The organism is Pseudoalteromonas sp. NCIMB 1079, from assembly GCF_040567695.1.
GTDB lineage: Bacteria > Pseudomonadota > Gammaproteobacteria > Enterobacterales > Alteromonadaceae > Pseudoalteromonas > Pseudoalteromonas distincta.
The window spans coordinates 1567389-1581330 of record NZ_JBEWZA010000001.1; the positions used below are offsets into that span (position 1 = coordinate 1567389).

14 protein-coding genes and 1 tRNA gene are annotated in these 13942 nt (G+C 36.2%); 12 read left to right on the plus strand and 3 right to left on the minus strand.

The window, feature by feature from the left end; translation table 11 throughout:
• Nucleotides 1-101: 101 nt before the first annotated feature.
• A complete protein-coding gene (locus ABX891_RS07185; protein WP_024605333.1) occupies nucleotides 102-365 on the minus strand; it encodes a GrxA family glutaredoxin in 264 nt (87 codons plus the stop codon).
• Nucleotides 366-623: 258 nt separating this feature from the next.
• Here ABX891_RS07185 and ABX891_RS07190 point away from each other — a divergent pair, with 258 nt between their 5' ends.
• The 10 genes from ABX891_RS07190 to ABX891_RS07235 all read left to right on the plus strand — a co-directional run bounded on the left by ABX891_RS07190 (nucleotide 624) and on the right by ABX891_RS07235 (nucleotide 10299).
• Entirely contained in the window at nucleotides 624-1661 is a 1038-nt protein-coding gene (locus ABX891_RS07190) for a response regulator (RefSeq protein ID WP_354629195.1), read from the plus strand.
• Nucleotides 1662-1763: 102 nt separating this feature from the next.
• On the plus strand, nucleotides 1764-2294 hold the full coding sequence (locus ABX891_RS07195; protein WP_354630117.1) for a cysteine hydrolase family protein: 531 nt from the start codon (nucleotides 1764-1766) through the stop codon (nucleotides 2292-2294).
• Nucleotides 2287-5097, plus strand: coding sequence for a PAS domain S-box protein (locus tag ABX891_RS07200; protein ID WP_354629196.1), 2811 nt, complete (start codon nucleotides 2287-2289; stop codon nucleotides 5095-5097). The genes ABX891_RS07195 and ABX891_RS07200 overlap by 8 nt, the downstream gene beginning before the upstream one ends.
• A gap of 453 nt (nucleotides 5098-5550) precedes the next feature.
• Nucleotides 5551-5841, plus strand: coding sequence for a hypothetical protein (locus ABX891_RS07205; protein WP_149594518.1), 291 nt, complete (start codon nucleotides 5551-5553; stop codon nucleotides 5839-5841).
• A gap of 427 nt (nucleotides 5842-6268) precedes the next feature.
• Complete coding sequence (locus ABX891_RS07210) at nucleotides 6269-7081, plus strand: putative bifunctional diguanylate cyclase/phosphodiesterase (protein ID WP_354629197.1); 813 nt, start codon at nucleotides 6269-6271, stop codon at nucleotides 7079-7081.
• A 108-nt stretch (nucleotides 7082-7189) separates the two neighbouring features.
• The gene (locus ABX891_RS07215; RefSeq protein ID WP_039489282.1) at nucleotides 7190-7564 is read left to right on the plus strand and encodes an Hpt domain-containing protein; all 375 of its coding nucleotides are present in this window, start codon (nucleotides 7190-7192) and stop codon (nucleotides 7562-7564) included.
• Between the two features lie 9 nt (nucleotides 7565-7573).
• Nucleotides 7574-7753, plus strand: coding sequence for a PleD family two-component system response regulator (locus ABX891_RS07220; RefSeq protein WP_354629198.1), 180 nt, complete (start codon nucleotides 7574-7576; stop codon nucleotides 7751-7753).
• Nucleotides 7754-8971 (plus strand): sigma-54-dependent transcriptional regulator, encoded by a 1218-nt coding sequence (locus ABX891_RS07225; RefSeq protein ID WP_354629199.1) that lies wholly within the window; start codon nucleotides 7754-7756, stop codon nucleotides 8969-8971.
• 113 nt (nucleotides 8972-9084) lie between these two features.
• Complete coding sequence (locus ABX891_RS07230; RefSeq protein WP_182671309.1) at nucleotides 9085-9615, plus strand: peroxiredoxin-like family protein; 531 nt, start codon at nucleotides 9085-9087, stop codon at nucleotides 9613-9615.
• 237 nt (nucleotides 9616-9852) lie between these two features.
• Nucleotides 9853-10299: an Hsp20 family protein gene (locus ABX891_RS07235; RefSeq protein WP_024595972.1), complete on the plus strand. Its 447-nt coding sequence runs from the start codon at nucleotides 9853-9855 to the stop codon at nucleotides 10297-10299.
• A gap of 60 nt (nucleotides 10300-10359) precedes the next feature.
• On the opposite strand, the gene ABX891_RS07240 is transcribed toward ABX891_RS07235, so the two are convergent.
• Nucleotides 10360-11916, minus strand: a complete 1557-nt coding sequence (locus ABX891_RS07240) for a cryptochrome/photolyase family protein (RefSeq protein WP_354629200.1) — start codon at nucleotides 11914-11916, stop codon at nucleotides 10360-10362.
• A gap of 311 nt (nucleotides 11917-12227) precedes the next feature.
• A complete protein-coding gene (locus tag ABX891_RS07245) occupies nucleotides 12228-12689 on the minus strand; it encodes a globin domain-containing protein (RefSeq protein ID WP_002958480.1) in 462 nt (153 codons plus the stop codon).
• A gap of 435 nt (nucleotides 12690-13124) precedes the next feature.
• Here ABX891_RS07245 and ABX891_RS07250 point away from each other — a divergent pair.
• Together ABX891_RS07250 and rimP are read left to right on the plus strand one after the other, a co-directional pair.
• Nucleotides 13125-13201: transfer RNA gene (locus ABX891_RS07250), tRNA-Met, on the plus strand.
• Between the two features lie 281 nt (nucleotides 13202-13482).
• Nucleotides 13483-13938, plus strand: a complete 456-nt coding sequence (rimP, locus tag ABX891_RS07255) for a ribosome maturation factor RimP (RefSeq protein ID WP_024595970.1) — start codon at nucleotides 13483-13485, stop codon at nucleotides 13936-13938.
• Nucleotides 13939-13942 lie beyond the last annotated feature (4 nt).

Here is a 13942-nt window from a genome sequence, read left to right on the forward strand (position 1 = left end):
TTGTATAAATTGAAACTAATTTCTATGTGTTTGATGTTGGTCGAAATTTAACCAGTTTAATTTGGGGTTTATTAAACTGGTTAACATATTTAATACAACGCTTATTTGTACAAGCCTAGGTTTTCTTTTGCGTAAGCTTCAAATTCTGTAAATCCACCGATGTGATTTTGATCCACAAAAATTTGTGGAACGGTAGGGCAAGGTTTACCAGCTGACTTTTCAAGGTCGGCTTTACTAATGCCTTCTTTAATTATATCGATGTAGCGAAATTTAAAGTCATCACGTTCATTTGATAGTTGCTGCGCAACATCTTTTGCACGAACACAATATGGACAACCTTCACGGCCAAAAATTACAGTTAACATAGCTTTCTCCTCAATTTGATTAAAATCAGTTTAAATGATTGAAAAATTATTTAAAGCAAAAAAAATCGATTACACCATTCTAATAAAAACTATAAATCATATATTGCATAGTAATATGATTTGCAAAATGCGAATGAGAAACTAAAGCGCTGTCTGTCTAATACTTAAGTATATGAATGCAAGTGTGTTTACAAGAATTAATTTGTGGCACATAACTTGATGATTAAGAAGTATACATTGGGTTAATGAGAATACTTTATGAATATTAATAGTCACGTTTTAGAAATTATCCAAGGGGTAATCGGTAAATATTGTGAAACCCAAAATCGAAATTTTTCAGTTACTTTAATTAACAAGTTGCAATGTAACTACGTATGTTTGCAAATTCCTCTTGAGCAAATGATTGCGCAATGCGAGGAATTTCTGATTCCAGCGCTAGCATCTGTAAAGCAGAGCTTTTTACTTAACCTAGGAGCAAATATACAAGGGGTTAGCCTTCATTACCAGATTGATGGTTCTGAGCAAGTAAGCACGCTGGATTTTCATGGGCTTTTAGCAACAAAAGAGTCTGTTAGTTTGGCGCTTGATATTAGCCAAAATATAGACGTTCTAACTGATTGTGAGGCGTTATTTAAAAGTTGTTTAATAACATCGGATAATACCCATGAGCGCTTTGGCTTAAATTTTAAATTATTCAATAGCACTTTTAAGGAAACGGTACAGATTGAGGATTTACGTCACCTTAGTGGTGACGCGCTTACTGATAAACTAAATGGTGACAGAATGAATAGACACATAAAGTTATGCACTATTAGCGACATTAGTGAGCTGAGCCAAGAGAATAAACTATCTAAAAAAATATTAGGTTGGCCATTTTTTGATACTGACCTAATTACTATTTTAACAACATTTCATACGCAAACACGTTTATCTGTATTAGTGACGGATGACAGCTTACCAAGCCAAATTGCAACAAAAGTGATGCTCGAAATGCTGGGCTGCTTAGTAACATGTGCAGAAAATGGTGCTAGTGCCTTAACGCTTGCTCAAAATGAACCATTTGATTTACTGCTCTTAGATGAGCGCATGCCAGGAATGTTTGGCAGTGACGTAGCACAGCAATTGGTGCGTCAAAATACCCCTAATAATGATACACCCAAAGTTATTTTAACGGGGCTAACAGGGGATGAGCAGATAGCTGAGTTATTTGAAAAAGGTATTACGCACTATTTACAAAAACCAGTGACCAAAGCAGTGCTCGAAAAGTTTATTAAACCTTGGCAATTAGCGTCTTAAATTGGTTAATAAGGTGGCAATGATGCATGACTTTTCTAAAACAGCGCTTATTTTGATTGGTTTTCAAAATGATTACTTTTCACCAAAGGTATTTTGTATGACGTGGTTGAAGAGTCGTCAAGAATTACTGGCGTGGTAGAAAATACACTCTCTTTATTGACCGCCTGTGCAGAGCAATTTGCGTTAGTTGTTAATACACCCATTCATTTTACACAAAACTACAGTGAGCTTAAAAATCCGATTGGCATATTAAAAGCTATTGCAGATGTGGGCGCATTTAAAGCAGGTTCGTACGGCGCTCAAACCATTGAGCAGCTAGATTTTTTTAGCAATGTTATAGAAGTGGTGCCTGGGAAAAGAGGTTTAAATGCTTTTACACATACTGCTCTAGCGCAAAAGCTCAAAGAACATGGTGTAACTAATGTAATTTTAGCCGGTACGGTGACTTCTATTTGTATTGACTCAACTGCGCGTACGGCTGTTGAACTTGGTTTTAACGTCACTATTTTAAGTGACTGCACATCGAGTCGCACTCCTTTTGAACAAACTTTTTACTGTGAAGAGGTTTTTCCTCTTTATGCGCGAGTTTGTGATAGCAAAACTCTTATTAAGCATTGGAGAGAGCATGGATAACTACGATGAACTACAAGTGCAAATTCAATATGCATTGGTTGAAAAGCTCTCCAATAGTAATCGACGTCAAGCAAAGCTATTAGCTATTTTAGATGAATGTATTTTTGAGTGTGATAAGCATTTAAATCTTACCTATATTAACGAAGCGTGGGAGAAGAAACTAGGTTACTCAAGCGATCCATTAATTGGTTCTAATATTACTAAGTTAATGAATTGCGAAGATATTATGCATTTTGTTGCATACAGTTGTTGTTTGCTTGAAGGAAAGCAGACTCCTAGTGTAGAAATACAAATAAAAAATAGTCTCGGACTCTTAAACTGGTTTGAGTTGAGGCTAGTTTATGATGAAAAAAGCGGTTTTATAGGTTCACTCTATGACATTCAGCGTCATAAAGACTCGCAACTTTTGCTCACACAGCAGCAAAAATATGTAAAACGCTTATCGCTTGTTGCGAGCCATACAAATAACTTAGTAATAATTACAGATAAATTTGGCATAATTGAGTGGGTTAACAATAGTTTTGAAGTACTTACAGGTTACACCTGTGATGAGGTTATAGGCACCAGTCCAGGTCAATTACTGCAAGGGCCAAAAACATGTGAAAAAAGCCGTAAGGTCATGTCTCATGCCGTAAAAAATGGACTTCCTTTTCAAGTTGAAACTACAAATTACGATAAAAACGGTAATATTTATTGGGTTGCTATTGATGCAAACCCAGTGCGAGATGATGAAGGCCAAGTAAAGCATTTTATCGCTATAGAAACTAATATTACGCAGCGAGTTAAAGCCGAACAAGCAATGGCAGAGATAGAATATAATTATCACTCTGTCGTTGATAATATCCCTGATATTGTTTTACGCCTTGATACATTTGGCAATCTATTATTTATAAATCAAGCATGGCAGCGAGTTCTGCACAGCAAGGTAGATGAGAGCCTTGGCTTACCTATAATTAAGTTTATAGCAAAAGAAGATGTAGAAAAAATTAGTAACACTTTACTTGATTATAAACAAGGTAAGCGTGACATTCGTCGCTTTGATATACGTTTAATTAATGCACAAGGTATAAATAACTGGGTCGAAATTACACTTACTCCTATTGTTGGTGGTTACGAAAGTGATTTATCATCAATTGCTGCGACACTTGTGGATATACAAGAGCGTATTGAAAGCGAGCAAATATTACTTGATGCTAAACATCAGGCAGAAACCCTAGCGGAGTCAAAAAGCCGATTCATGGCAAATATTAGTCATGAAATTCGCACGCCATTAAATGCTGTGATTGGGTCTGCAGATATTTTGCATCATACCGGTTTGACTTCTGAACAAATGCGCTATACACAAATGATTAAAACAAGTTCTGACGCGCTATTAAGTGTATTGGACGATGTATTAACGTACTCACGCTTTGAAGCACAAGCCATAACACTCAATAATCAGCCATTTAGTATTGATACGTGTATTGAAGAAGCAATAGATATAATTTCTCAAGGCGCTTTGCAAAAAGGGCTTGAGGTTATTTTTGATTTTTATCCTGATGTACCAGCTCAAGTAATTGGTGATCATGCCCGTATAAGACAAATAGTCATAAATTTATTAGCCAATGCAATTAAATTTACTCAACATGGTGTAATAACCGTTACTGTTAAGTGCACTCATATTGAAGGTGATAATTTAAACCTTTATTTATCTGTAAAAGACACGGGTATGGGAATTGCAAAAAATAAAATTGACAGTATGTTTATGCCTTTTATTCAATCGGATAATTCAATTACTCGAAAGCATGGTGGCAGTGGCTTAGGGCTTGCGATATGTAGGCAAATTTGTGATGTAGTAGGTGGAGATATTTCGGTTAGTTCTGAGTTTAATAAAGGAAGCGAGTTTATAGTTAATTACCCGCTGCAAATAGACACAACTGACTCAATTTTAAGAGAAGGGTTTGCAGCACGAAGTAAAAAGCCAAAAGTATGGATAGTAGGAAGTCACGAAATTCTAAAAACAGCCTTGGAGCATACGCTCACTCGGTTTTCTATCACTTTTGAACACTACGAAGTATGCCCAGATATACCCAAGTACGATAGTTTTCCTGATGCAATTGTATTAACTGATCCTCAAATGTTAGCCCAAACACGCGAGCGTATAAATACATACAACTCCCTTAATTCACCGTGTTTACTCATCCTAGATTTGCTAGGTAAAAGCTTATTACCGCAAAATATTAACGACAGAGAGCTTAGGTTAAATGGCCCTTATAAAGTATCGCATGTACTACGGGCAATTAGTTTATTAGAAGAGCAGCTGTTTCATTTGGATATTATATTTACCAATCGTGAGCAAAAAGAAACTTTAGAAAGCCCCTCAGGGTTAACTCAGTTAAGCGGAACCAATGTATTGGTTGCTGAAGATAATACAAATAATCAAATTGTAATTCGGCAGTTTTTAGAACAAAAAGGTTGCAGTGTACATATTGTTAGTGATGGTCAAGAGGCAATAATAAAGGCGCAAAGCGATGAAATCGATATTATTTTTATGGATATTCAAATGCCAATACTCGATGGGATTTCTGCAACTAAAGCAATCAGAAAGTTAGGTATAGCCACTCCCATAATAGCACTCACTGCAAATGCGGTTCATGGTGATAAAGAGCGATTTATAGACGCGGGGATGAATGACTATTTAGCTAAGCCAATTGTAAGTGAGATGCTTTATTTACTGCTTGATAGATATGCCCCAGAGCAGGTTATTGAATCTAAACATTTAAAGCTTTCTCGTTTAGTGCAAGTGTGGGAAAAGCTGAGTTGAGTAATGAAGGCTAGGAGCTGTTTACTCTTTGTTGCTCGGTTTTTACTTATTCTTACATGGATGTAAGCCAGTAGGGTAATGCAGGAGCAGTTACCGAGCCAGCTAGGTTACAAACCTCGCGCCGCGATTAAACCGCCTTTAGTTTGAACGAATTTTGATCCACAAAGATCAACAGTCCCTAATATTAAAAGTGGATTTGTGTTGTATAAATTTGATAAATGAAAAAATTGACCTAGTATTTTAGGAGTAAGTTAAATTTATTTTTTAGTATTTAATGAGTGTTTTTATTTTGAACTTTATTTAAATCCTCAATCATACCTTTAATTTATTTTAACGACCTGATTTTATTGTCTTTTTATTTTTTTATAACGTTGTTATCTGGTTGGCACGACTTTCGCAATATATTAAATATCAAATCAAGACGAATTTAGTTAAATTTTTAAGGGGTGCAATATGCAAACAAACACAAAAGCCAAACAACAACCTAAAGGTAACAATTGGGTACTTACACCTGAAATTATGGTTTTGTCTATTTTGCTTGTTGCCACTTTAGTAGTCGGTATTACAGTTTTACGAGGTAGCGACTCAATTGAACCGCTGGCAGATATTCAGCCAATTACTTTTACACAAGCTGATGTTGAAAGCGCGCAGTTGATGAGTAATACATTCGACTCACAAGATACCAACTATGCACAAAATGTAACCGCTTCTAAAAACGACGACAGCGATACTCTTTCAAACTAGAGACTTTTGCGCAGGTAATTATTTATAGTTGCCTGCGTTTTTTTATGTTCCTACCATTAATTTAATTTTTATCCCTCCCCATAAAATCAGTTATATGCTCTTAAATTTAGATAGTATTTGACCTAAACAGGGTTTAATCAAAGTTTTCCCTTATCTCATCTGCAATTGCTCATATTAGCTTTAGTCAGCATCTATTAACTGGCTTATCTGTGCTTTATAAGCTCGGTTAAGCACTCATTTGCCAATTTAGTTGCATTGCAATCTGAATTGCAAAATGCGAATGAAATGGGTGAAATAGAGTTATTTTATTTTATAATTTAACCAATTGAATATATTGACTTTTATTCCTATTCCTTAGCATTTAAATTGGCCTGTAAATTGCTCGTTAATATAATAAGTCACTAAGAGTGAAAACCGGAGCAAAATCATGAGTGCGTTTAAATACCTAGAATCGGAAAGCCCTGTCAACCTAGCAAGATGGCATGAACTAGAAAGAATTATGTCTGATGCAATGCAAAATAATTATTTTAAAATGGTGTATCAACCGCTTGTATCATTGGGTTCTGGAAAGCTGGTCGGCTTCGAGTCGTTAGTAAGGTGCCAATCTCCGCGTTTTGGCATTGTTGGCCCAGATGAGTTTATCCCTCATGTAGAGCAATCGGGAATGATTTTAGAATTAGGTGACTGGATTTTTGAGCAATGTTTGTCTGATTTAAAGCAGATGCGACATTTTGGTATGACAGATATAGCCGTTTCTTTAAATATCTCGCCGGTGCAAATTTTAGATGGTGATGTGTTTTCAAAAGTAATGGCTTTACTAGAAAAGTACCAAATACCACCACAGGCTATTAAAGTAGAATTAACGGAAACAGCGCTCATTCATAGTCCTGATAAAATAGCTAAGGCGTTTGAAAACTTCCATAATGAAGGCGTAAAGGTGTGGATTGATGATTTTGGCACTGGGTATGCCTCTTTAGGTTTACTTCGTCAATTTGATATTGATGGTTTAAAAATTGATCGCAGTTTTGTAAGTGGTATTGCAACTAATAATGAAGACTTTACGTTATGTAGCGCAATTATTGCGATGGCTCAACGATTGGGTTTACAAACGGTAGCAGAAGGTATTGAAGAGAATGAGCAATTACAAATATTAGAACAACTTGGTTGCGATATAGCTCAGGGGTACCTGCTAGATAAGCCGCAAACGTTAACTAAAAGTATTGATACTTGGGCTTTGTAAATGTTTATATTCATTTTGATTTGCAAAATGCAAAAAACAAATTACTCTTAAACTACAACTCTTACATTTGATTAGTGTAAGAAGTTTTAACTTACACAAAGGTTATCTATGCCCATATCAGAGCAGTTTGTCGATAAAAGTATTACCGAGCTAAATGTATTAACTCAACTCGAAAAGGATGTTGGGACAACCGTGTTAGCTCGTTTAATTAAATTATTTATTGATGAATTAGTTACTATGGCTAACCAATTAGATACGGCAATTAGTAGTGAAGATACTATAAAAATTAAAGAAGTAATGCATGTCTTAAAAAATTCAGCAGCTTTATATGGTGCATCTGCTTTAGCCGCGTTAGCAACACAATTACACGATTCGCCACCGTCAACTACACAAGAAAACTTGCACGCAGCGCTTGTTATTAAACACAACTTGGATAAAACCCGAGATGCGTATCAAATAATGAGTAATAGTATAGCTATCTAGGAGAAAGCTGTGTCAGATATAATTGATAAAGGTCTTGTTTATATTGTTGAAGATAGCATTGCCAGTGGTGCTTTATATGCAAGTCAGCTTGAGCAGGCTGGTTTCCAATGCAAACACTTTACAGATGGGTACTCTGCTTTAGTCGGTATTAAAGAAAAAATGCCAGCGGTCATAGTACAAGACGTATGATTGCCAGATATAAGTGGGCTTGAGGTATTACAATTTGTAAATAAGCAGAAAAATCCTGCTAATGTAGTCATGATCACCTCAAACAGCTCTATTGATATTGCAGTGGAAGCAATGCGTTTAGGCGGTTTTGATTTTTTAGAAAAACCTTTCACAAGTCAACGACTCATTAGTTCAGTAGAAAGTGCCTTGACGCCAAAAGAGCAAGTTAAAGTTCAACCATTGGTTAAAAACAGAGATAAAAATCAAGATTTTGTTGGTGAATCTCTGGCAATGAAAACCGTTTTTAGATTACTTGATAGTGCAGCTAGAAGTAAAGCGTGTGTATTTATCACAGGTGAAAGTGGAACCGGTAAAGAAGTTTGCGCACAAACCCTTCATGATACAAGCCCGAGAAATACAGGACCATTTATTGCCATAAACTGTGCAGCTATTCCTGCTGAGCTATTTGAATCAGAATTTTTTGGTCATGTTAAAGGTGCGTTTAGTGGGGCATTAAGCGATCGAAAAGGGGCTGTTGAAGTGGCCAACGGCGGTACCTTATTTTTAGATGAATTATGTGAAATGGAACTTAACTTACAAGCAAAGTTATTACGCTTTTTACAAACAGGCATTTTTAGTAAGGTGGGTAGTAGTGAAGTATTACACAGCGATGTTCGTTTAGTCTGTGCAACAAACAGAAACCCAATCATAGAGGTTGCAGAAGGGCGTTTTAGAGAAGATTTATATTACCGTTTAAATGTTATCCCCGTAAAGCTCCCCCCTTTAAGAGAACGCGGAGGCGATATATTACTGCTTGCTGAGTATATTTTGAAACAAAAAAGCGATAGTAATGCAAAGCATTTCACTGGTTTTTCTGATGAAGTTAAGGCGCTTTTTTGTAATTACGATTGGCCAGGAAATATTCGCGAACTACAAAATGTAATTGAAAACACCGTTGTTATTAATGATGACGATGTAATTGAAAAAGACATGCTACCAAGCTCATTTGGATTAGGCGCTGTGAAGCACTCGATATCCGCTAAGTCAGTTCACAATACAAACGAGCAGAGTGTTCAACTATCGCCTATGTCTGTTCATGATATAGAACCTTTGTGGCAAGTTGAAAAAAGGGCGATTGAAAATGCAATTAAAAGCTGTGAAGACAATATTCCTCTTGCTGCTGCTTATCTAGGGGTTAGTGCATCTACCATTTATAGAAAAATAAAGGGATGGTCTTAAAGTTATAATCGATTTTTAATTACACTTTTCAGGTTGAATTAATAAAAGTTACCCTAAGCTTTATGGGTAAGAGCAAATTAATTTTTAATCTGACACAGTAAAAGGAGATCGCAATGAGTAACACTAGTTTAAAACCTGCGGATATTATGCCATCACTAGTCGTGAGTGATGTTGATGAGAACAAGGTAGATTTAGTTGATAGAGTAAGTGACTCTCCCTGGAAAATGATTGTTGTTTATCGAGGCCAGCACTGCCCTAAATGTACTGCGCAACTTAACGAGCTTGCTAAAGTTCATAAAGACTTTAAAGATGCTGGTGTTGAAGTGGTTGCGGTAAGTGGTGATAGCCATGAGCAGCTTGATAAACATCTTGAAAAAATAGATGTTAACTTCCCAATTTACTATGGTTTAACAATCGAACAAATGACCGATTTAGGGCTACATATCAGCGAGCCTCGCAGTGATGCAGAAACTGATCATCCATTTGCTGAGCCAGGCATTTTTGTACTTAATGAAAAAAATCAGCTTCAAATGGTCGATATATCAAACAGCCCATTTGTTCGTCCTGATTTAGAGCAACTGCTAGGTGGAATTAAGTTTTCTAGAGAAAACGACTATCCAATCCGAGGCACATTTATTAAATAACATTCATTTTCATGGTTTCAAAAGGCACTTTTTAGTGCCTTTTTTTATTTATTTTTAATTTTTTTAAAATTAATCTCTTGAAAACAATTTTACCGTCCATATATAGTTTAGTAGGACGCCTGATGGGTCCTAAATTAAACTTAAATAATTGAAATTTATATTGTTAATTAAACTTTGCTTGAGCTTGTTCAATAGAAGAGCACATGCAAAATATCGCTTAAATATGAGGGTATTATTATGCGTACAGTAGACTTATCACCACTTTATCGTTCATTTATCGGCTTCGAACATTTAGCATCACTTATGGATGCGGCAGCTAATACAGATAAGCAGCCAAGCTTTCCTCCTTACAACATAGAAGCACTCGATAAAGACAAATACAGAATCACTATGGCCGTTGCCGGTTTTAGCGATAACGAATTAACCATTGAGTCAGAAAATAACACATTAAAAGTTACAGGTACTAAAGCAAATAAAGATGAAAACGCAGAGCGTAAATTTATTCATCAAGGTATTGCTGAGCGTAACTTTGAACGTAAATTCCAGTTAGGAGATCACGTAAAAGTACTCGGCGCAGATTTAGCCAATGGCTTACTAAGTATTGACTTAGAACGTGAAATCCCTGAAGCGCTAAAACCACGCAAAATTGAAATTGGTAATAGCAATCTAATAGAAGGTAAATAATCTTCTAAAGTACATATTTCCCTGATTACTTAGCCGCCTCATTCGAGGCGGCTTTTTTGTTTACAGCGCTTCTAAATTATTAAGGTAGTAGGTTGCTTGTTGCAGCGTTTGTTCTTGGAGTGTTTTTTCTTGTTTATCCCAGTTTTTATATACCATACCAATACGTGGGTTCTTTTCTAGTCTGTCTCTGTGTTTATTCATGAAATGCCAGTACAGGCTATTTAGCGGGCAAGCTTTATCACCTACTTTTTGTTTAACATCGTACTGACAGCTTTTGCAGTAATCGCTCATCTTATTAATGTAGTTACCGCTTGCAGCATAAGGTTTAGTCGCAATTATTCCATCATCGGCAAACTGGCTCATTCCTCGGGTGTTGGGCATCTCTACCCACTCTATGGCATCGATATAAACACCTAGGTACCAGTTGTCTACGTCATCAGGGTTTATTCCTGTAAGCATGCAAAAGTTTCCAATAACCATTAGGCGTTGAATATGGTGGGCATAAGCGGTTTCAAGGCTTTGTTTTAATGAGTGGCTTAGGCAATTCATTTTTGTTGAGCTGTTCCAAAAATAAGATGGTAGTGTGTTTTTGGCTTGTAATTGATTTTTAACAGCGTAGTCGGGCATGTTAATCCAATAAATGGCACGTACATGTTCTCTCCAACCTAATATTTGCCTAGTAAAGCCCTCTACTTGCGAGAGGGATATTTCACTTGGTCTTTGTTCGTATTCTCTTATTACACGTTTGATTACATATAACGGGTGGAGTATTTTTGCGTTTAGGGCAAACGATAATCGGCTATGGTACAAGCTGGTATTATTTTTACTTTGATCTGTCATCGCATCTTGAAAGTGACCAAAGCAACTAAGTAAATGCTCGCAAAAGTATTCGAGAGATTCAATGGCTTGTTTACGCGTTGTTGGCCACTCTAGTTTCTGATCGGCTATTTCGCCAAAGTAAACGATCTTGTGCTTATTTAAGCGAGAAATGATGTTCTTAACATCATTATTGAATAGCTTAGGTTTTGGTATACACGCTAAGTCAGCTTTGGAAAATTTATTACGATTATTACTGTCAAAATTCCATTTGCCACCGGTTGGCTTAGTATCATCAATTAATATATTAAACTGCTTACGCATAGCACGATAGAAGTGCTCCATTGTCACATGCTTGTTTTTTGTAAAGCGTGTTTTTATATCGGTGAACGGTAATAAAAAATGTTCAGTATCTGTGGCAATTACATCAAATGAGCCATCACTTTTAAACTTAGCTAATTGAGACTTAAGCCTAAACTCATCAGGATATTGATATTCAATAGTTTCGCATTGGTATTTATCAGCAATTCGCTTGAGTAATTCAATTAAATCTTTGTCGTCAGCTGTATCGTCAAGTGTTAAATGCAAAACATTAAATCCTGCCGTTTTTAATGCAGTTGCAAAGTTTTCCATAGCATTAAAAAAAGCACACAGTTTTTGAATGTGATGCTTAACGTAGTTGGTTTCTTGTTTTAATTCTGCGATGAGATAAAGCGTGTCGTCGTCTTTTTGTTTATACCATGAATGAGATAGGTTTAGCTGATCGCCTAATATTAATCTAAGTGTTTTATGATAGGTCATAGTAAAGCCAAATTTTCTTATACGGACATAGTTAATTAAACGATCGTTTTAATATTTTATAACAAGCAAATAGGAGTAATTAAGTGCATAACGACAATAGTTTGCTGTTTTTAATGCTGGGGATTAGTTGTTTCTTGAGTTTAATAATGGATTAGTAAAACGAATAGAAGCGTTAAATAACACAATACATTGTGCTGTTAGCAATAGGGCAAAAAAGTTTAACCGCATATCAAGGCGTTTTTGACCATGGTGTTAAAATGAGCATAATTAAGGGGAGATTAAGTAAATTAAGTCTCCCCCCAATTGAATATCTAAATTTTATTACTTTGCTTTTGCTGCATTCTTTGTTGTAACGAAACCACGTTGGTAACGTTGAAAAGAACATTGCTTGCAAAGCTTTCAAAGTACCTAAGCGCTTTTTTCCAAGCGAGTTGACTCTCAGTAGTAAAATGCTTACCAAGGTGCTCTTCAAGGGTTTCGTAAAAAGCGTTAGATAAAAGGGCAATGTCACTGTGTGAAGCGCCGCTTTTTTTTAGATACATTAAATGGTGAGCTAAAAAAGGAGCTACCGATGCTGGTTTATCTAAATGTTTAACAATTCGTTCTAACACGCAAAAGAGGGTAAAGCTCTTTTCGTTAAACTGTAAGGCCGTCGGGTAATTCATCTCAATACTAGATTGGGCTAATTTACTATGAAACTTAGCCGTAAACGCATGAAAGTTAGGCTTAATAATTGTTAAGTTATTTAATAATGCTGATTGTTGTTGATTCATTTTTATCTCGTTGCAGTGAGTAATAACTATTATTATCAAGTAGGAATAATGTTGATTATAGCGGGCAGTTCAAATTCTGCACGTTTTTTTAGTGTGAAAGTATGGCTTTTTGTTATATCTATTTACTTTCTGGTAATTAGTGAGCCTTTAAAACGTATTTTAAGAGTTATTAAACTTCAGTTTATCTGATTTTTATCCTGAAATAATAAGCTACTACATTTTATGGCTCAAGTATGGGGATTTTATAAAGTTGGCTGATTACTTATGTTACTTACATATACATTAAATTAGCATCTTGACGAATTGCAAATTTTATAAACTAATTGCGTATTATAGTTGCTAATTATCCTGTACATCCTTATAATAGCGGCCATTGTTTAGTGTGTTGTATAACAGCTAACAGCGATATTAAATTTAAGGTTTGATATCTATTGGCGCGGGATGGAGCAGTCTGGTAGCTCGTCGGGCTCATAACCCGAAGGTCGTCGGTTCAAATCCGGCTCCCGCAACCAATTCTACTAGTAGGTATTACCTTACTAATTTATATCGCGCATTCTAAGTAATGCGCGTTTTGCGTTTTAGGCTATGTAGTTTAATTAGGTCAGTTTACTGACTCGCAACCAAGCTTGGCCCTCGGCCACACAGTTTTATGCTTTATTGGTGTGACGCCCCGCTTGGTTCGGGGCGTTGTTGTATCTGCACCTTACGATTTGTGGCAATTGCTATCAAATTAAAATTTAAACTCAGTATTTTAGGGCTATAAGCCCTTTTTTTGTTTGTATGGAGGATTTTCGTGACAAAACTTGAACAAGATTTAGTAACCATGTTAACGCCTGCGGTAGAAATGTTAGGCTTTGAGTTGCATGGTCTTGAATTTGTACAAGCGGGTCGCCATTCTACCTTAAGAGTATATATTGCTCATGAGGATGGGATCTCAGTTGATAACTGTGCGGATGCCAGTCGCCAAATTAGTGCGATTTTAGACGTCGAAGACCCAATTACAAATGAATATGATTTGGAAGTATCGTCTCCTGGTGTTGATCGTCTATTATTCAAACAAGATCACTACGAGCAGGCGCAAGGAGAGGAAGTACGCGTGCGTACTAAACTTCCACAGGATGGTCGTCGTAATTTTAAAGGCGACTTAGTAGCAGTTAGCAGCGATATGATCACACTATCTAACGATGGTGCGGAGCATCTGATCATGCTTAGTAACATCGAACGTGCGAATTTAATCGCGAAGTTTTAAATTC

What these genes read in the sequence shown, in the direction of transcription:
- ABX891_RS07185 (WP_024605333.1), bottom strand. Translation starts at nt 365, where the DNA reads ATGTTAACTGTAATTTTTGGCCGTGAAGGTTGTCCATATTGTGTTCGT.
- ABX891_RS07190 (WP_354629195.1), top strand. Translation starts at nt 624, where the DNA reads ATGAATATTAATAGTCACGTTTTAGAAATTATCCAAGGGGTAATCGGT.
- ABX891_RS07200 (WP_354629196.1), top strand. Translation starts at nt 2,287, where the DNA reads ATGGATAACTACGATGAACTACAAGTGCAAATTCAATATGCATTGGTT.
- ABX891_RS07205 (WP_149594518.1), top strand. Translation starts at nt 5,551, where the DNA reads ATGCAAACAAACACAAAAGCCAAACAACAACCTAAAGGTAACAATTGG.
- ABX891_RS07210 (WP_354629197.1), top strand. Translation starts at nt 6,269, where the DNA reads ATGAGTGCGTTTAAATACCTAGAATCGGAAAGCCCTGTCAACCTAGCA.
- ABX891_RS07215 (WP_039489282.1), top strand. Translation starts at nt 7,190, where the DNA reads ATGCCCATATCAGAGCAGTTTGTCGATAAAAGTATTACCGAGCTAAAT.
- ABX891_RS07230 (WP_182671309.1), top strand. Translation starts at nt 9,085, where the DNA reads ATGAGTAACACTAGTTTAAAACCTGCGGATATTATGCCATCACTAGTC.
- ABX891_RS07235 (WP_024595972.1), top strand. Translation starts at nt 9,853, where the DNA reads ATGCGTACAGTAGACTTATCACCACTTTATCGTTCATTTATCGGCTTC.
- ABX891_RS07240 (WP_354629200.1), bottom strand. Translation starts at nt 11,916, where the DNA reads ATGACCTATCATAAAACACTTAGATTAATATTAGGCGATCAGCTAAAC.
- ABX891_RS07245 (WP_002958480.1), bottom strand. Translation starts at nt 12,689, where the DNA reads ATGAATCAACAACAATCAGCATTATTAAATAACTTAACAATTATTAAG.